At 42.4% G+C, this 18,582-nt stretch carries 17 protein-coding genes and 1 riboswitch; of the genes, 15 read left to right on the plus strand and 2 right to left on the minus strand.

What is annotated here, in order from left to right; genetic code table 11:
- The first annotated feature begins 43 nt into the window (after window positions 1–43).
- From leuC to ACFORE_RS00790, 5 genes are all read left to right on the plus strand, one after another.
- Window positions 44–1,432 carry a 3-isopropylmalate dehydratase large subunit gene (gene leuC / locus ACFORE_RS00770; protein ID WP_154454385.1) on the plus strand — a complete coding sequence of 463 codons (1,389 nt, stop codon included), beginning with the start codon at window positions 44–46 and terminating at the stop codon, window positions 1,430–1,432.
- 12 nt (window positions 1,433–1,444) lie between these two features.
- On the plus strand, window positions 1,445–2,035 hold the full coding sequence (leuD, locus tag ACFORE_RS00775) for a 3-isopropylmalate dehydratase small subunit (RefSeq protein ID WP_154454384.1): 591 nt from the start codon (window positions 1,445–1,447) through the stop codon (window positions 2,033–2,035).
- A gap of 84 nt (window positions 2,036–2,119) precedes the next feature.
- On the plus strand, window positions 2,120–2,617 hold the full coding sequence (locus tag ACFORE_RS00780) for a GAF domain-containing protein (protein ID WP_154454383.1): 498 nt from the start codon (window positions 2,120–2,122) through the stop codon (window positions 2,615–2,617).
- Window positions 2,617–4,287 carry a DNA polymerase III subunit gamma/tau gene (gene dnaX, locus ACFORE_RS00785; protein ID WP_264879530.1) on the plus strand — a complete coding sequence of 557 codons (1,671 nt, stop codon included), beginning with the start codon at window positions 2,617–2,619 and terminating at the stop codon, window positions 4,285–4,287. The genes ACFORE_RS00780 and dnaX overlap by 1 nt, the downstream gene beginning before the upstream one ends.
- Window positions 4,288–4,347: 60 nt before the next feature.
- Entirely contained in the window at window positions 4,348–4,518 is a 171-nt protein-coding gene (locus tag ACFORE_RS00790; RefSeq protein ID WP_154454381.1) for a DUF3272 family protein, read from the plus strand.
- A gap of 1 nt (window position 4,519) precedes the next feature.
- Here the strand turns inward: ACFORE_RS00790 and birA are convergent, their stop codons facing one another.
- The gene (gene birA, locus ACFORE_RS00795) at window positions 4,520–5,455 is read right to left on the minus strand and encodes a bifunctional biotin--[acetyl-CoA-carboxylase] ligase/biotin operon repressor BirA (protein ID WP_264879529.1); all 936 of its coding nucleotides are present in this window, start codon (window positions 5,453–5,455) and stop codon (window positions 4,520–4,522) included.
- A 306-nt stretch (window positions 5,456–5,761) separates the two neighbouring features.
- Here birA and metK point away from each other — a divergent pair, with 306 nt between their 5' ends.
- The 6 genes from metK (at window position 5,762) to ACFORE_RS00825 (ending at window position 12,148) form a co-directional block, all read left to right on the plus strand.
- On the plus strand, window positions 5,762–6,952 hold the full coding sequence (metK, locus tag ACFORE_RS00800) for a methionine adenosyltransferase (protein WP_154454379.1): 1,191 nt from the start codon (window positions 5,762–5,764) through the stop codon (window positions 6,950–6,952).
- A gap of 145 nt (window positions 6,953–7,097) precedes the next feature.
- Window positions 7,098–8,357 carry a UDP-N-acetylglucosamine 1-carboxyvinyltransferase gene (locus tag ACFORE_RS00805; protein ID WP_380434901.1) on the plus strand — a complete coding sequence of 420 codons (1,260 nt, stop codon included), beginning with the start codon at window positions 7,098–7,100 and terminating at the stop codon, window positions 8,355–8,357.
- Between the two features lie 62 nt (window positions 8,358–8,419).
- Window positions 8,420–8,974 (plus strand): GNAT family N-acetyltransferase, encoded by a 555-nt coding sequence (locus ACFORE_RS00810; RefSeq protein ID WP_154454377.1) that lies wholly within the window; start codon window positions 8,420–8,422, stop codon window positions 8,972–8,974.
- Window positions 8,967–10,250, plus strand: a complete 1,284-nt coding sequence (gene spxR, locus ACFORE_RS00815; RefSeq protein WP_154454376.1) for a CBS-HotDog domain-containing transcription factor SpxR — start codon at window positions 8,967–8,969, stop codon at window positions 10,248–10,250. The genes ACFORE_RS00810 and spxR overlap by 8 nt, the downstream gene beginning before the upstream one ends.
- 90 nt (window positions 10,251–10,340) lie before the next feature.
- Window positions 10,341–11,201: a methionyl aminopeptidase gene (locus ACFORE_RS00820; protein ID WP_168260964.1), complete on the plus strand. Its 861-nt coding sequence runs from the start codon at window positions 10,341–10,343 to the stop codon at window positions 11,199–11,201.
- A 2-nt stretch (window positions 11,202–11,203) separates the two neighbouring features.
- Window positions 11,204–12,148 (plus strand): YihY/virulence factor BrkB family protein, encoded by a 945-nt coding sequence (locus ACFORE_RS00825; RefSeq protein ID WP_269725760.1) that lies wholly within the window; start codon window positions 11,204–11,206, stop codon window positions 12,146–12,148.
- A gap of 31 nt (window positions 12,149–12,179) precedes the next feature.
- Here ACFORE_RS00825 and ACFORE_RS00830 read toward each other — a convergent pair whose 3' ends face one another.
- Window positions 12,180–12,605 (minus strand): GtrA family protein, encoded by a 426-nt coding sequence (locus ACFORE_RS00830; protein ID WP_154454373.1) that lies wholly within the window; start codon window positions 12,603–12,605, stop codon window positions 12,180–12,182.
- A gap of 28 nt (window positions 12,606–12,633) precedes the next feature.
- A riboswitch (PreQ1 riboswitch) is annotated at window positions 12,634–12,744 on the plus strand.
- On the opposite strand from ACFORE_RS00830, the gene ACFORE_RS00835 reads away from it, so the two are divergent.
- From ACFORE_RS00835 to glgB, 4 genes are all read left to right on the plus strand, one after another.
- Entirely contained in the window at window positions 12,742–13,248 is a 507-nt protein-coding gene (locus ACFORE_RS00835; RefSeq protein WP_269725761.1) for a QueT transporter family protein, read from the plus strand. It overlaps the preceding riboswitch by 3 nt.
- 107 nt (window positions 13,249–13,355) lie before the next feature.
- Complete coding sequence (gene ligA / locus ACFORE_RS00840; RefSeq protein WP_154454371.1) at window positions 13,356–15,314, plus strand: NAD-dependent DNA ligase LigA; 1,959 nt, start codon at window positions 13,356–13,358, stop codon at window positions 15,312–15,314.
- Between the two features lie 18 nt (window positions 15,315–15,332).
- The gene (locus ACFORE_RS00845; protein WP_168260960.1) at window positions 15,333–16,349 is read left to right on the plus strand and encodes a diacylglycerol kinase family lipid kinase; all 1,017 of its coding nucleotides are present in this window, start codon (window positions 15,333–15,335) and stop codon (window positions 16,347–16,349) included.
- Between the two features lie 330 nt (window positions 16,350–16,679).
- Window positions 16,680–18,581, plus strand: a complete 1,902-nt coding sequence (glgB, locus tag ACFORE_RS00850; protein ID WP_154454369.1) for a 1,4-alpha-glucan branching protein GlgB — start codon at window positions 16,680–16,682, stop codon at window positions 18,579–18,581.
- Window position 18,582 lies beyond the last annotated feature (1 nt).

The raw sequence follows: 18,582 nt of genomic DNA on the forward strand, positions 1-18,582 counted from the left end.
GGGATATTTAAAGGGAATGTAATAAAGGAAAGTGGAGGTTGAAATGAGCGGAAAATCAATTTTTGATAAACTTTGGGAGCGTCATGTGGTGACAGGAAAAGAGGGCGAGCCGCAACTCATGTATGTTGACCAGCATTATATTCATGAGGTGACTAGTCCGCAGGCTTTTCAAGGGCTGAGGGATGCAGGTCGCAAGGTGCGCCGTCCAGATTTAACCTTTGGAACAACAGACCACAATGTGCCAACGGTGGATATTTTTAACATTCGTGATTTGATTTCTAAAAATCAAATTGATACCTTGGCTAAAAACGTTGCGGAATTTGGTATTGATGCGGCGACGCACGGCAGCGAACGTCAGGGAATTGTTCACATGGTTGGGTCTGAAATAGGTCGCAGTCAGCCAGGAAAATTCATTGTTTGTGGGGATAGTCACACGGCGACACACGGTGCTTTTGGAGCGATTGCCTTTGGTATTGGGACTTCAGAAGTAGAGCACGTATTTGCCACGCAATGTATTTGGCAAGTAAAACCTAAAAAAATGAAGGTGGAATTTGTCGGAAAACCGCAAAGAGGGGTGTATTCAAAAGACTTTATTCTAGCTTTGATTGCTCAATACGGTGTTGATGCTGGTGTGGGTTATGCGGTTGAATATTGCGGGGAAGCCATTGATGCCTTATCGATGGACGAACGCATGACCATTGCCAATATGTCGATTGAGTTTGGGGCTAAGATGGGCTTGATGAATCCTGACCAAAAAACCTTTGATTATGTCAAAGGACGAGAAGCCGCACCAAAAGGGGAAGCATTTGAAGAAGCTGTCGCAGATTGGAAAAACTTGGTTTCAGACCCTGACGCGACTTATGACAAGGTGATTACCATTGATGTGTCAGAACTAGCACCGATGGTGACTTGGGGCACCAATCCAGAAATGGGCGTTGCCTTTGGGCAACCTTTCCCAGCCATTAAAGACATCAATGACGAGCGCGCTTATCGTTACATGGGAATGCAGCCTGGCGATAAGGCAGAAGATATTGATTTAGGTTATGTGTTTATTGGGTCTTGTACCAATGCCCGCCTGTCAGACCTTGAATTAGCCGCTAAAATTGTCAAAGGCAAACACATCGCACCCAATTTGACCGCTATCGTTGTTCCTGGGTCACGTCCTGTCAAACAAGAGGCAGAGCGCTTGGGGCTTGATGTTATTTTTAAAGAAGCTGGCTTTGAGTGGCGAGAACCAGGGTGTTCGATGTGTCTCGGCATGAATCCAGACCACGTTCCAGAAGGGGTGCATTGTGCATCAACCAGCAATCGTAATTTTGAAGGGCGACAAGGTTTTGGGGCTAGAACGCACCTGTGCAGTCCAGCCATGGCGGCAGCGGCAGCTATTGCAGGCCAATTTGTTGATGTTCGCCAGCTCGCAGAAGTTCAGTAAAGGAGAAAAAACATGGAAACATTTACCGTTTACACAGGAAAATCCGTTCCTTTGATGAACGATAATATTGATACCGACCAGCTGATTCCCAAGCAATTTTTGAAAGCGGTCGATAAAAAAGGCTTTGGGAAAAATTTGCTTTTTGAGTGGCGTTATCTCAATGACAACTACGATGAAAATCCTGATTTTGTGTTCAACAAGCCTGAATACCGTGGGGCGACCATTTTGATTACAGGGGATAATTTTGGCTCTGGGTCATCGCGTGAGCACGCGGCTTGGGCCTTGGAAGATTATGGTTTTCGTTGCGTTATCGCAGGCTCTTTTTCAGATATTCACTATAATAACGAATTGAAAAACGGGATGCTACCTATTGTTCAGCCTCTAGAGGTTCGAGAAACACTGGCGGCATTGCCAGCAGGAGAAGAGATAACAATTGATTTGCCCAACCAAGTGATTCAATGCTCTGCAGGGACTTTTCCTTTTGACATTGACGGAGAATGGAAACGCAAATTGGTTCTTGGACTTGATGACATCGGCATTACGCTTCAATATGAGCAACTCATTGCCGATTATGAGGCTAAACGTCCGACTTACTGGCAATAAACGCAAGAGGGAAATCAACCCTCTTTTCTTTTTATGCATTTTAGAAATATGACGGTCCGTCCATTTTTTGGTATAATAAAGCTTATGAATAAGACACAGAAAATTGAAAACTATCAGATGATGTTGGCGCAAGCACAAGCGCTTTTTGCTAACGAGAAAAACCTTTTGCCAAATTTATCAAACGCCAGTGCCTTGCTGAATATGACCTTGCCAAACTCTGTTTTTACAGGTTTTTACTTGTTTGACGGTCAAGAATTGCTCCTTGGGCCTTTCCAAGGTGGGGTTTCTTGCGTTCACATTGCCCTTGGAAAAGGGGTTTGTGGCGAATCTGCAGCCAAACAAGAAACGATGATTGTGGCTGATGTTACCAAACACGCCAATTACATTGCTTGCGATTCAGCTGCAATGAGTGAAATCGTTGTGCCAATGGTCAAAGATGGTCAATTGGTTGGTGTTTTGGATTTAGACTCACGTTTAACCAATGATTATGACGCTATTGACCAAGAGTATTTGGAACAATTTGTGGCGCTGCTTGTCGAAAAATCGTATTGGAATTTGGATATGTTTGGAGTTGAAAAATAATGTATCAAGCGCTTTATCGAAAATACCGTAGCCAGACTTTCGATGAGATGGTGGGGCAAACGGTTATTTCGACGACCTTAAAACAAGCGGTCGCTTCGGGAAAAATTAGCCATGCCTACCTCTTTTCAGGACCTCGTGGAACAGGTAAAACAAGTGCGGCTAAAATTTTTGCCAAAGCGATGAACTGTCCAAATCAAGTTGACGGTGAACCTTGTAACCATTGTGACATTTGCCGAGATATTACCAATGGCAGTCTTGAGGACGTGATTGAAATTGATGCGGCTTCCAATAACGGTGTTGATGAAATTCGTGAAATCCGTGACAAATCGACCTACGCTCCTAGCCGAGCAACCTACAAGGTTTATATCATCGACGAAGTGCATATGTTGTCAACAGGCGCTTTTAATGCCTTGCTAAAGACCTTGGAAGAACCTACTGAAAATGTTGTTTTTATCTTGGCAACAACGGAGTTGCATAAGATTCCAGCAACTATTTTGTCGCGTGTCCAACGGTTTGAATTTAAGGCTATTAAGTTGGCGGATATTCGCGAACATTTGGTAGAGATTTTGGAGAAAGAAGGCATTGGGTATGACCCAGACGCTTTGACCTTGATTGCACGTTGTGCAGAAGGTGGGATGCGGGATGCCTTGTCTATCTTGGACCAAGCTCTCAGTTTAACCACTGATAATCAGGTGTCGCTAGCCATTGCCGAAGAAATCACAGGCAGCATTTCAATGGTTGCCCTAGATGACTTTGTGGCTAACGTTTTAGCCAATCAGACCACCCAAGCCCTAGCTAATTTGGAAACCATTTTTAATAATGGAAAGAGCATGAACCGCTTTGCGACAGAGTTGCTCAATTATTTTCGGGACCTTTTAGTGGTGCAATCTGGTGGGGAAAACACGCATAACAGCTCGACTTTCCAAGCTAATTTGGAAGTTTCACAAGATGATTTGTTTCACATGATTGACCTTGTGACCAAGCGCCTGCCTGAGATTAAAACGAGCTTGCAGCCTAAAATCTATGCTGAAATGCTCACCATTCAATTGTCAGAATGGCATAAAACCGCTGTAAGCCAAGACTTGCCAGAAAATATCTCTGAAGAGTTTGAGGCTTTGAAGGCTGAAATCAAGGACCTAAAACAGCAATTAGCCAAGGTATCGACGTCACCAGTGCCGAAAGAAACTCGGAAAAACACGGCCAAAGGCTTTACCTTTAAAGTGGACCGTGGCAAGATTTTGAAAATCATGGAAGAAACGGTGGCAGATAGCCGCACGTCAAGGGCCTATCTAGATGCACTCAAAGGGGCTTGGAACGAGATTTTAGACAGCATCTCCTCGCAAGACCGAGCCTTGCTGAATGGGTCAGAACCTGTTTTAGCCAATCAAGAAAATGCCATCTTGGCTTTTGAGGCTGCTTTTAATGCCGAGCAGGTCATGAAACGATCAAATTTAAACGATATGTTTGGCAATATCTTGAGCAAGGCTGCTGGCTTTTCACCGAATATTCTAGCGGTGCCACGCAAAGATTTTGATAGCATTCGACAAGAATTTGCTCAAAAGCTCAAGAAACAAAAACAAGGTCAGGTGCCAGAAGAAAAACAAGACACCAGTTTTATTCCAGAAGGGTTTGATTTTCTCACTGAAAAAATCCAAACCGTTGACGATTAAAAAAGAGTTTTCAATTAAGAAACTCTTTTACTATATGATGAAGGGAACTGAGTAAATCCTATGACAAAAGGTCGTTTTATATTTATTGCACTGATGTGTGCTTTGGAAACTTTTTATTTAAATGATTGTGTGTTTGAAGGGGATTACTTATTTGCCTTCTTTTGGGGCTTTTTGCTCTATCGTGACCTTCGGCATGTTTATCTTATCGATAAGGTGGTTAATAACCTCTGATTTATTGCCAAGAGGAGAGGCTGATTTCACCGCTACGCAGGAGTTTTTCCTGTCCATTATCAAGTGTTACCAGCAGATGCCCTTGATTGGTCACATCTGTAGCGACTCCTGAGAATAATTGGTCATTTTCCATAAAAGTCACTTGTTTGTTCAAAACAAGTGATTTTTCTTTATACACTTTAATCAAATCTTTTTCGGGAATGGTGAAAAAAAGCTTCCAAATTTCTGTGATGAGCTGATTGCGCGTGATGCTTGGTGGCTGATGAAAGAGAGAAGTTGCTTTGTTTGCCAAATCCTCAGGAAAATCTTGCAGGTAAAAATTGATGCCGACTCCGATGATGACATCTGTGATAAGCCCTGTTTCGACAGAAGAAATAGCTTCTGTCAAAATACCAGCTATTTTTTTGCCATCAAGATAGATGTCGTTGACCCATTTAATGTCTGTGTCAATGCCCGTCAATCGAGAAATGGCTTTGACCACGCTTGAAGCAACCATAAGCGTGTAGGGTTTCATGTCTTCAAAAGGAACGTTAGGTTTAAGGTGCATCGACATATAAATCCCCCCTTGCGGAGAGGTGTAAAATGGTCTGCCAAATCGCCCTTTTGCCATTTTTTGATAAGGAGCCAGATAAAGGTGAGGTGTTTTGGCTGTTTCTAAATGATTTTTGGCATCTAACTGGGTTGAATCGCTATCTTCATTTAAGGTCACAGGGGTATGCAGATTTTTGGCAATTTCTTCAGGCAAAAGCAGGTCGCTCGCAATAAGGCGGTAGCCCTTTTTTTTGACCGAATCAATCTGAACTCCCTTTTTTTCCAAAGTTTTCACAGCTTTCCAAATGGCACTCCGAGAAATCCCCAAATTCTGTGCCAAAGCTTCCCCACTCACATAATCAGGATGGGTGCTGAGGTAATGATACAATTTTTCGTAAGTTTTCATGCTTTTAGTATAATACATTTGAGCCTTGGCTGGCTAGTCCCAACTAAGAGAATGTACTTTTTTCAGCTGGCTATAGGTTTTTGGGCTAAAAAATGGTACAATAAACAGGTTAATGAGTCCCGATAAGACAATCTTGCCTATTTTCAAAGGGAGATTGGTACTTTGTAACTCTCGTTGTTTGCTAGCAAATAACGGTAAATCCTATGGTATTTCTAAAAATGAGTAATGCCATGGTATTTTTTAACAACTGCTTTTTATGGTGTCATATCAAGCAATTTTTAAAATTTTTAAGGGGGGACATTTTTTATGTCAGAACGTAAACTTTTCACGTCTGAATCTGTTTCTGAAGGGCATCCAGATAAGATTGCAGACCAAATTTCAGATGCTATTTTAGATGCTGTGCTGGAGCAAGATCCTGACGCACACGTTGCCGCAGAAACAGCTGTTTATACAGGTTCAGTCCATGTTTTTGGAGAAATTTCTACATCAGCTTATGTTGATATCAATCGTATTGTTCGTGATACGATTGCCGAAATTGGTTATACGAATGCGGAATATGGCTTTGCTGCAGAATCAGTTGGGGTGCATCCGTCTTTGGTTGAGCAATCGCCAGACATTACTCAAGGGGTTAATGAGGCCCTTGAAGTCCGTGGTCATGCCAATCAAGACCCATTGGATTTGATTGGAGCAGGTGACCAAGGTTTGATGTTTGGATTTGCCATTGATGAAACACCTGAATTGATGCCATTGCCAATTTCGCTTTCTCATAAATTGGTGAAAAAATTGGCGGATTTGCGTAAATCAGGTGAGTTGACTTACTTGCGTCCAGACGCTAAATCTCAAGTAACGGTTGAATACGATGAAAACGACAAGCCTGTTCGTGTGGATACGGTCGTGATTTCAACCCAACACGCTCCTGAGGTTAGCAACGAGCAAATTTACCAAGATGTTGTAAACAAGGTGATTAAGGCTGTTATTCCTGAAAAATACCTAGACGATGATACGACATTCTTGATTAATCCGACAGGGCGTTTTGTTATCGGTGGACCGCAAGGAGATTCAGGTCTAACTGGTCGTAAGATCATCGTGGATACTTACGGTGGTTATGCGCGTCACGGTGGCGGTGCCTTCTCAGGTAAAGATGCCACTAAGGTTGACCGCTCAGCTTCTTATGCCGCGCGCTATATTGCCAAAAATATCGTTGCTGCTGGTTTGGCTAGCAAAGCAGAGGTGCAATTGGCTTACGCTATCGGTGTGGCTCAGCCAGTTTCTGTTCGTGTGGACACTTTCGGAACAGGTACCGTTGCTGAAAACAAAATCGAAGCAGCCGTTCGTCAGGTCTTTGACCTACGCCCAGCAGGTATCATCCAAATGCTTAATTTGAAACGTCCGATTTACCGTCAAACTGCCGCTTATGGCCACATGGGACGCACAGATATTGATTTACCGTGGGAAAAATTAGATAAAGTGGATGCCCTAAAAGCAGCCATCGACTAAATAAAACAATCGTTGTATCATGTATACAGCGATTTTTTATAACATAGGTTATATTTTTCTCTTTTTATGGCGGCAATTGATTTGTCAATCAGCATAATATGTGATAAAATGATAAAGTTGAATTCTAGCAGAAAGTTTTGAATATATGCGTAAAATTGTAATTAATGGTGGCAAACCTTTAAAGGGTGAAGTTGCTATTTCGGGTGCAAAGAATAGTGTAGTCGCTTTGATTCCTGCTACTATCCTTTCAGATGACGTTGTCACATTGGACGGTGTTCCTGACATTTCCGATGTTGATAGCCTAATTGAGATTATGGAAATCATGGGGGCAAAGGTAAAGCGAGAAGGCGATACGCTTGAAATTGACCCTCATGCCGTTAAAAATCAACCAATGCCTTATGGCAAAATCAATAGCCTTAGAGCGTCTTACTACTTTTATGGGAGTTTGTTGAGTCGTTTTGGTGAGGCAACAGTGGGCTTGCCTGGTGGTTGTGACCTAGGTCCACGTCCCATTGACCTTCATTTGAAAGCTTTTGAAGCTATGGGAGCCTCTATTTCCTATGAAGGTGAAGCCATGCGTCTATCAACAGAAGGTGAGCCGATTCACGGGGCACACATTTACATGGACACGGTGAGCGTTGGGGCAACCATCAATACCATGTTGGCGGCGACTAAGGCAAAGGGACGTACAACGATTGAAAATGCGGCGCGTGAGCCAGAAATCATTGATGTGGCGACCTTGTTGAATAACATGGGAGCTCATATCCGCGGGGCTGGTACAGATATCATCACGATTGAAGGGGTTGACTACCTGCACGGGACACGCCACCAAGTCATTCCTGACCGTATCGAAGCAGGGACTTATATTGCTCTAGCGGCAGCAATTGGGGAAGGTATCCGCATCACCAACGTGCTTTATGAGCATTTGGAGAGTTATATTGCCAAGCTTGAAGAAATGGGCGTTCGCATGACGATTGAAGAAGATGAGATTTTTGTTGAAAAGCAATCCACCTTGAAAGCGGTAACGGTGAAAACCTCTCCTTATCCAGGCTTTGCGACGGATTTGCAACAACCCATCACACCTTTGCTCTTGAAAACAGAAGGGCGTGGCATGATTTTAGATACGATTTATGAAAAACGCATCAATCATGTGGCGGAGTTGGCTCGAATGAGTGCAGATATTTCAACGGTTGGTGGTCGCATTGTTTACCAAGGTCCAAACAAATTAACAGGAACAGTGGTGAAAGCATCTGACTTGCGTGCGGGAGCAGCTCTTGTGATTGCAGGTTTGATGGCAGAAGGCCGTACAGAAATTACCAATGTCGAATTTATTTTGCGTGGTTATTCAAGTATCATTGAAAAACTCACTTCTTTGGGTGCTGATATTGCATTGATTGAAGAGTAAAAAGGGGCTACGAGTTAGCCTCTTTTTGATTAGTTAAAAAGAAGGTGTGTTATAATAGGGACATGGATATTTGGACACAATTAGGGCGGTATGCTTCGTTTGAAACCGACCGTACCCGCTTACGCCCTTTTGCTTTTTCAGACCGCTTGGATTTTTTTGATATTTGTCAGGATGCTGACAATTTGCGTTTTATTTTTCCAAGTTGTCAGGCTCAAGCCGAAAGTGATTACGTCATGGTTCACTATTTTATGAAAGAGCCGCTTGGGGTTTGGGCAATTGAGGACAAGGTGAGCGGCAAGATGATTGGTTGCATTCGCTTTGAAAAATTGGACAGCCGCCGTGCGACGACTGAAATTGGCTATTTTTTGCACCGCGATTTTTGGGGACAGGGTCTGATGACTGAGTGTTTAAAAACGCTTTGCTTTTTGAGCTTTCAAGAATTGGGGCTGCAAGGTTTGCGCATTGTGGCACATAAGGAAAATATTGCCAGCCAAAAAGTGGCGGAAAAATCAGGTTTTTGTTTAAAAAGGCGATTTAAAGGGAGCGACCGTTACACCCATAAAATGCGGGATTATGTGGATTATCAATTGAACAGGAGGGATTACCGTTATGAGTAAGCATCAACAAATATTGGAATACTTGGAAAATCTTCCTGTTGGGAAACGCGTTAGCGTACGCAGCATCTCCAATCACCTTAACGTGAGCGATGGAACTGCCTACCGTGCCATAAAAGAAGCTGAAAATCGTGGCATCGTGGAAACCAAGCCACGCAGCGGTACTGTGCGCATTGAGAAAAAATCAACCGTTCGTATTGAACGCCTCACCTATGCTGAAATTGCTCGCATCACGGATTCGGAAGTTTTGGCAGGAAAATCAGGCCTGCACCGTGAATTTAGCAAATTTACGATTGGTGCCATGACCCGTGACAATGTTTTGCACTACCTCGTCAAAGGCGGGCTTTTGATTGTTGGGGACCGAGAAAATATTCAATTGCTGGCGCTAGAAAAGCAAAATGCCATTTTGGTGACAGGTGGCTTGCCCGTTTCAGAAAATGTGCTTTGCTTGGCAGATGAATTGGCCATTCCTGTCATGGTGTCCCATTATGACACCTTTACCGTGGCAACCATTATCAATCACGCCTTGTCTAATTTGCAAATCAAACGCGATTTGACGACCGTTGAGCAATTTTACCAAAAGAAAGACGATTACGGTTTCTTGCGAGAAGGCGATACCATTGGCGAATTTAATGACATGATTAAGCAGACGCGTAATGTCCGTTTTCCTGTCATCAATGACAAAAACGTGGTCATTGGGGTGGTCAGTATGCTAGATGTCTTGGGCAAGGAAAATGCAACGCCCATCAAAAGCATCATGTCCCGCAATTTGATTGTGGCAAAACCGCAAGCCAGTCTTGCCAATATTAGCCAAAAAATGATTTTTGAAGATTTGAATATGTTGCCTGTTGTGGCGGAAGATTTGACCTTGTTGGGTGTCATCACCAGACGTCAGGTGGTCGAAAACCTCCCCAACCTCCAACATTCTCACCTTCACACTTACAGCGAGCAGCTGTTGGCTAGTTTGCATCAAGAAGATGATGTTTATCGTTTCACTGTGAAACCAACCATGATTGATAGCTCGGGTAATTTTTCACAAGGCATTTTGACCGAATTTCTCAAAGACATTAGCGTGCGGGTATTGACCAAGAAATACCAAAAAAACATTGTCATGGAGCAGCTCATGCTTTATTTTGTGCGTGCCGTGCAAATTGACGATTGCTTGGAAATTCGCCCACGATTGATAACGGAAAAACGCCGTAGTTCTGTCATTGATTTTGAAATTTTGCTGGACAATCAAATCGTCGCAAAAGCTTTGGTGACAACGAAAATTAACTGAGAGCTTACGGGCTATTTTTGACCTTTACACCAGTTCGGTGTATAATGAATACTGATTAATTTTGAACGATGAAAAGGGAGTACAAACGATATGATTACATTAAAATCAACTCGTGAAATTGAAGCTATGGACCGTGCAGGTAATTTTCTAGCTTCAGTTCACATTGGTTTACGTGACTTAATCAAACCAGGCTTGGATATGTGGGAAGTGGAAGAATATGTGCGTCGTCGCTGTAAAGAAGCCAACGTATTGCCCCTTCAAATTGGGGTGGATGGTTCTGTAATGGACTACCCCTATGCCACTTGTTGTGGTTTAAATGATGAAGTGGCTCACGCTTTTCCACGTCACTACATTTTAAAAGAAGGCGATTTGCTTAAAGTTGATATGGTTTTGAGTGAACCGCTTGATAAATCTGTTGTGGACGTGTCAAAATTGGACTTTGACAATGTTGCTCAAGTGAAAAAATATACCCAATCTTACTCAGGTGGTTTGGCGGATTCTTGCTGGGCTTATGCAGTTGGAAATGTTTCAGAAGAAGTTAAAAACTTGATGGACGTTACCAGAGAATGCCTTTATATCGGTATTGAAAAAGCGGTTGTCGGCAATCGTATCGGTGATATCGGTGCAGCCATTCAAGAATACGCTGAAAGCCGTGGTTACGGTGTGGTTCGTGATTTAGTTGGTCACGGTGTTGGTCCAACTATGCACGAAGAACCAATGGTGCCTCATTATGGTAAGGCTGGTCGTGGGCTTCGCTTGCGTGAAGGCATGGTCTTGACCATTGAACCAATGATTAACACAGGCACTTGGGAAATTGATACGGATATAAAAACTGGTTGGGCTCACAAAACCCTAGATGGCGGCTTGTCATGCCAATACGAACACCAATTTGTGATTACCAAAGATGGTCCAGTTATCCTAACTAGCCAAGGAGAAGAAAGAACGTATTAAGCATGGAGCGTAAGCAACAACGATTAGATGCTTTGTTGTCTAAATTGCAGTGGCAGCCATTACAAGTTTATGTCAAACATTATCAAAGTGCAGAGATGGATTTATCGGCTGTCGCAGTTGCTTACTACCTCATGTTGACAGCTTTTCCCTTGATTGTGATTGCTGCAAATATCTTTCCCTATCTCAATTTAGACATCTCAGTCTTATTGTCGTTTATGGAGAAAAATTTGCCAACCAATATCTATCCAACGGTTTCTGCCATTACCACGGATATTTTTTCAAACCCATCTGGCGGTATTTTGGGAGTGGCGACTTTGACGGCCTTTTGGACCATGTCCAAATCACTAACATCACTGCAAAAAGCCATCAATAAGGCTTATGGTGTATCACAACACAGGGATTTTGTGGTGGGGCGTTTGATTGGCATTTTAGCTGGTCTGCTCATTTTGTTCCTCTTGACCTTTGTGCTGATTTTTTCATCTTTTTCAAAAGCTATTTTGCAACTCATCAGCCGTCATCATCCTTTAGATGACACACTGGTAAAAATGCTTTTGAGCCTAGCACAACCCGTCACGGTGCTGACCATTGTGTTTGGCATTATGATTTTGTATTTCATTTTGCCCAATGTTAAAATTCGGTGTTTCCGCTTCATTTTGCCAGGAACCGCTCTGACCTCTATTGTTCTTGTTTTCCTGAATAATTTATTTAGTCAGTATGTTTTGAGGACTTTTGAACGCATGGTTGACCTTAAAGTTTTCGGGTCGATTATGATTTTTGGTTTGATGATGTGGTTCATCTTTTTGGCACGCATTTTGATTTTGGGGGCTGTTTTCAATGCCACTTATCAAGAGCTGAGTCAAGGCAAGATGGAAAGCAGACGTGGGGATGTCTTATCCATTTTAAACCGCCGAAAAAAGAACACCCCATCAGATAAAAAAGACAAGTAAAAAAGCTATCATTTTAAGAGAATGGTAGCTTTTATTGATTATCTCGGAAAACAAGTAACTTACTGAGCACGTAGTTTAGGACGATGATAAGCACTTGCGAGAAGATGGTTTCCACCATGTTGACCATGGCGATGTTATCGTTGACGAATTGTCCGATAATTTGTGGGTATTTGGTAACGAGAAGGTAAGCCAAAGCCAAGTCCAACACAAGGGTTGCCAAGCGAGCCATGAAAAATTTGACCAAACGTCTGAACCAGCCCGTGCGAACTTGGTTAAAAACAAAATAATCATTGGTCACAAAGGCAAAAATAATGGCAACAATGTTAGCGACAACGGCTGAAAAGGTCGCTGATTGGGTGAGTGAGAAAAAGGCTACCCGAGTTACCATGTAAACAAGGGTTGTCAAGACACCGAAAAACAAGTATTTAAAAACTTCGTTAGAGATTAATTTTTTCATAGAACTACTATATCAAATTTTTGGTATTTGTGCTATACTTTAAAATGTTGTGCAAACGACCCTTGACGCTTATTTCCCTTTCGTCAAGCATATTAAAGACGTGGAGTGTAAAACTCTGACGTTAAAGGAGAAAGTTATGAAATCATTGACTGTTCGTGACCTTGCTCAAGTGGCTTTTGTGGCTGCTTTGTATGTTGTTTTAACGATAACACCGCCTTTAAATGCCATTTCCTACGGTGCCTACCAATTTCGTGTATCAGAAATGTTGAATTTTATGGCTTTTTACAATCGTAAGTATATTATTGGTTTGACACTGGGTTGTATGATTGCCAATTTTTACAGTTTTGGTTTGATTGATGTTGTCGTCGGAAGTTTATCAACGCTTGTTTTTGTAAGCTTGGGTGTTATGCTCTTTGACCGCTACAAGGACCAATATCTATTTAATGGCTTGTTTAATAAGGCTTTCTTTTATTTTTCGTTTTTCTTTTCAGCGTCTATGTTCACAGTCGCATTAGAATTGCATTTCTTTGGTGCACCTTTCTGGTTGACTTGGTTCACCACAGCTATGGGAGAATTGGCATCCTTGCTTATCGGTTCTCTGATCATGGACCGATTAAGCAAGCGCATCAATCTCAGTGCTTAAGCATAAGGCAAAGCTTTCTTTTGAAGAAGGCTTTTTTCGTTTCCTTTTTGTTAAGAATTCGTAAACTTTTAGTAAGACTTTTTGACAATATATGTTAAAATAATAGTATGAAAAAGCGTATTCAAAACCTGGTTGACCTACTCAACCAATACCGAAAAGAGTATTATACAGACGATAAACCAACGGTGTCAGATAGTGAATATGACGTCCTTTACCGTGAATTAGTTGACCTTGAAAAAGCACATCCAGAGTGGATTTTACCCAATAGCCCAACACAAGAAGTCGGTGGGCTTATTTTAGAGGGCTTTGAAAAGTACCAACACCAAGTTCCTCTATATAGCTTACAAGATGCCTTTTCACGTGAAGAATTGGACGACTTTGACCGCCGTGTCAAATCAGAATTTCCAAATGCCTCTTACATGGCTGAGTTGAAAATTGATGGCTTGTCTATTTCGCTGGTTTATGTCGACGGTGTCTTGCAAGTGGGGGCGACTCGTGGCGATGGTTCGGTTGGCGAAAATATCACTGAAAATGTCAAACGCATCAAGGATATTCCCCACCGTTTGAAAGAACCGCTCACGATTACTGTGCGTGGTGAGGCTTACCTTCCCAAACAATCCTTTGACAAAATCAACGAAGAACGTCGTGAAAATGGACAGACTGAATTTGCCAATCCTAGAAATGCAGCGGCGGGTACTCTGCGTCAGTTAAATACGGCAGTTGTTGCTAAGCGCCAACTGGCTACTTTCTTGTACCAAGAAGTAGGAGCAACTCAGATGACCACACAAAATGCGGTCTTGGATGAGCTGGCGCGTTATGACTTTTCGGTGAATACTAAGCGTATCACCACGTCATCGATGGATGAGATTTGGACCTTTATCCAAGACATCGCTGAAGAGCGTGACCGTTTGCCTTATGATATTGACGGGATTGTTATCAAGGTAAACAGCCTAGCCATGCAAGAAGAACTTGGTTTCACAGTGAAAGCACCACGCTGGGCCATTGCTTATAAATTTCCGGCAGAGGAAAAGGCAGCTGAAATCCTATCCGTTGACTGGACCGTTGGACGAACAGGGGTAGTGACGCCAACCGCTAACTTAACACCCGTTCAATTGGCAGGGACGACCGTTAGCCGAGCAACCTTGCACAATGTGGACTACATTGCCGAAAAAGACATTCGTATCGGTGATACGGTTATTGTTTACAAGGCTGGGGACATTATTCCTGCTGTTCTTCATGTGGTTGAAAGTAAACGCGACCAGCAAGTACCGATGCCAATTCCGACACAGTGCCCATCTTGCGGTAGCGAGTTGATTCATTATGAGGATGAAGTGGCTCTGCGTTGCATCAACCCACTTTGTCCAAGCCAAATTCAAGAGCGTTTGACCCATTTTGCTAGCCGTGATGCCATGAACATTACTGGTTTAGGACCGTCAATGGTCAAAAAACTTTTCGAGGCCAATTTGGTTCATGATGTGGCGGATATTTACCAGTTGAGCGTGGCGGATTTGCTGACTTTGGATGGTGTCAAAGAAAAATCAGCAGAAAAACTCTATCAGGCTATTCAGGTTTCCAAGGCTAATTCTGCGGATAAATTGTTGTTTGGCTTGGGAATTCGTCATGTGGGAGCTAAGGTTAGCCGCCAATTATTAGAAGTTTTTGAAACGATTGATGCGTTAGAGCAAGCACCCGTGGATGCGATTGCTAACATTGATGGCATTGGAAATGTCATCGCTAATTCTCTGCACAGCTATTTTGCAAAAGAAGAAGCCCAGACCTTGCTGGCAGAATTGCGAACAGTTGCGGTTAATTTTGCTTATCTAGGTCAAAAAGCGTCCGCTGATGCCCAATTGTCAGGCTTGACCATCGTATTGACTGGAAAATTGGAGCATTTCACTCGCAATGAAGCCAAGGAAAAATTGCAAGCATTGGGAGCAAAAGTAACTGGTAGTGTGTCTAAAAAGACAGACCTTGTGATTGCTGGGGCTGAGGCAGGCTCAAAATTGGACAAGGCACAAAGTTTGGGCATTACCATTCGTGATGAGGAATGGTTAGCAGGTTTATAATGGATGTCGAGGTATTTTATGGAAAAGACAAAAAAACGTGCACGTTTAATCTATAATCCCACTTCTGGACAAGAAATCATGAAAAAAAATGTCGGAGAAGTATTGAATATATTGGAAGGGTATGGCTATGAGGCCTCTGCATTTCAGACGACCCCAGAACCTAATTCAGCCCGAGATGAAGCGAAACGAGTGGCTCAAGACCATTTTGACTTGGTCATTGCAGCTGGTGGTGATGGCACCATTAACGAAGTGGTTAATGGGATTGCACCGCTGGAACACCGTCCAAAAATGGCTATCATCCCAACAGGAACAACCAATGATTTTGCACGTGCCCTAAAAATTCCTCGTGGCAATCCTATCGAAGCGGCTAAGATTATCGGGAAAAATCAAACCATTGCCATGGACATTGGGCAAGCGCGTGAAGATGTTTATTTCATCAACATCGCAGCGGCGGGTTCTTTTACAGAATTAACTTACAGCGTGCCTAGCCAGCTCAAGACCATGTTTGGCTACTTGGCTTACTTGGCCAAAGGGGTGGAGTTGTTGCCTAGCATTCGGACGGTACCTGTTCGGATCACTTATGAAAATGGCGTCTTTGAGGGCGATGTTTCCATGATTTTTGCGGCCATTACTAACTCTGTCGGTGGTTTTGAGCAAATTGCCCCAGATGCCAAATTAGACGATGGCAAGTTTACCTTGATTTTAGTGAAAACGGCTAACCTCATTGAAATCCTGCACTTGATTCGCTTGGTGCTTGATGGTGGTAAGCACATTGGAGATAAACGCATTGAATACATCAAGACGGATTTTCTTAAAATTGAGCCTTTGTCTGATAGCAGAATGATGATTAACTTGGATGGCGAATACGGTGGCGATGCCCCAATCAAACTCCGTAACTTGAAAAATCACATCACATTCTTTGCCAATACCGATGAAATTTCAGACGATGCTTTGGTGTGGAACCAAGAGGATCGCGAATTAGAAGAAATGGCTCAAAAATTCTCAAAAGAAGTTGATGGATTAGATAATCATTAAAATATTTTTTGATAGAATATGATTTAACAGTCTAAAATGGTCGAAGGACCTTTTAGGCTTTTTTGTTTTTATTTAGGGTTTTTTAGTCCTCTTTTTTGTAAAGAATGTGTAACAGTTTTATCATTTTTAAAAAATATAAGAAAAATCTTGAAATTTTCATGACAGTATTTTAAAATCATGTTATAATTTTATTAAACATAAAGCGATTACAAAATATTAGCGACAGGGCTAGAAATTTGCCTGTATGGGATCTTTAAAATTGGAAATAGCCTTAGAACAAGGCTGTTTTTTGTTTAGCTTTATGTTTAATAAAAAGAGGGAGGATGTTTGATGGACGTAAGTGAAGCACTGAGAACTTTTGGAACGGGTGAAAATTACCATGCTCAGCACTATTTTGGTTTTCATAAGGAAAACCGAGACGGCAAAGATGGCTATGTTTTTAGAGTATGGGCTCCAAATGCTCAGGCTGTTCATCTTATCGGCGATTTTACACAATGGAGAGATAATCCACTGGCAATGAAGCGAAATGTAGCGGGGGTTTGGGAGGTATTTACAGACCAGCCTAAGCCAAATCAATTGTATAAGTACTTGGTGAAACGCTCAACAGGACATGAGGTTGAAAAGATTGACCCATTTGCGTTTTACTTTGAACAAAGACCAGGTACCGCTGCAGTCATCACGGATTTTCCAGAGAAGAAATGGAAAGACTCACTTTGGTTGGCGCGACGAAAACGGTTTGGTTTTCAAAAACGCCCAGTCAATATTTATGAAGTGCATGCTGGGTCTTGGAAGAAACACGCCGATGGTCGCCCTTACCAATTCAAGGAATTAACGGAAGAATTGGTGCCTTATTTGGTGGAGATGAACTATACGCATGTTGAATTGATGCCTTTGATGGCTCACCCTCTTGATGCCAGCTGGGGCTATCAGCTGATGGGCTATTTTGCATTTGAGAGCAGTTACGGAACACCTGTGGATTTTCAAAATTTCGTAGAGGCTTGTCACATCAATAATATCGGTGTTATTGTCGATTGGGTCCCTGGTCACTTTACCATAAATGATGATGCTTTGGCGTATTATGATGGCACGCCGACCTTTGAATATCAGGATTACGATCAAGCACATAATCGTGGCTGGGGAGCTTTAAATTTCGATCTTGGCAAAAATCAAGTTCAGTCCTTTTTGATTTCGAGTGCCAAGTTTTGGATTGATTATTACCACTTGGATGGGATCCGAGTTGATGCCGTCAGCAATATGATTCACCGTGACTACGATATTGGTCCTTGGACACCAAATAAAGATGGCGGCAACCGCAATTACGAGGGCTATCATTTTCTGCAAAAATTGAATACCGTCATTAAAGAAGCTTATCCTGACGTGATGATGATTGCCGAAGAAAGTACCAGCGGGACAAAAGTCACTGGCCCTGTGGAATGGGATTCGCTAGGGTTTGACTACAAGTGGAACATGGGATGGATGAACGACATCTTAAAATTCTATGAAGAAGATCCTGTTTATCGGAAATACGATTTTAATCTAGTGACTTTTAGTTTCATGTATGTTTTCTCGGAGAATTTCCTCCTAGCTTTGTCGCATGATGAAGTCGTGCATGGTAAAAAAAGCATGATGCACAAAATGTGGGGAGATCGCTACAATCAATTTGCAGGATTGAGAAACCTCTATACCTATCAGATTTGCCACCCAGGTAAGAAACTCTTGTTTATGGGAAGCGAATTTGGTCAGTTTTTGGAGTGGAAATACAATGACCAATTGGAGTGGGGAAATTTAGAAGACGACCTCAACCGTAAAATGCTTGGTTTCACCAGTCGTTTAAATCAATTTTACAAGGATAACAATGTGCTTTGGAAGATTGATGACAGCTATGATGGCATTGAAATCATTGATGCGGACAATAAAGATGAGACGGTCTTGTCCTTTATTCGCAAAAATGAAGAAGGGGATATGCTGGTCTGTATTTTCAATATGGTGCCAGTCGAGCGGAAAAACTTCACGATTGGGGTGCCAGTAGCGGGCGTTTATGAGGAAGTCTGGAATACCGAACTCGCTGAATTTGGCGGGGTTTGGCAAGAAAACAATCCACAAACACGCACTCAAGACGGGCTTTGGAAACATTATGAAAATACCTTGAGTTTCACCTTGCCAGCCTTGGGAGCAAGCATTTGGAAATTAAAACGGCGTATCATAAAAACTATTCCTAAGAAAGGAACATAAA

It is taken from the genome of Streptococcus alactolyticus (assembly GCF_042649785.1).
GTDB lineage: Bacteria > Bacillota > Bacilli > Lactobacillales > Streptococcaceae > Streptococcus > Streptococcus alactolyticus.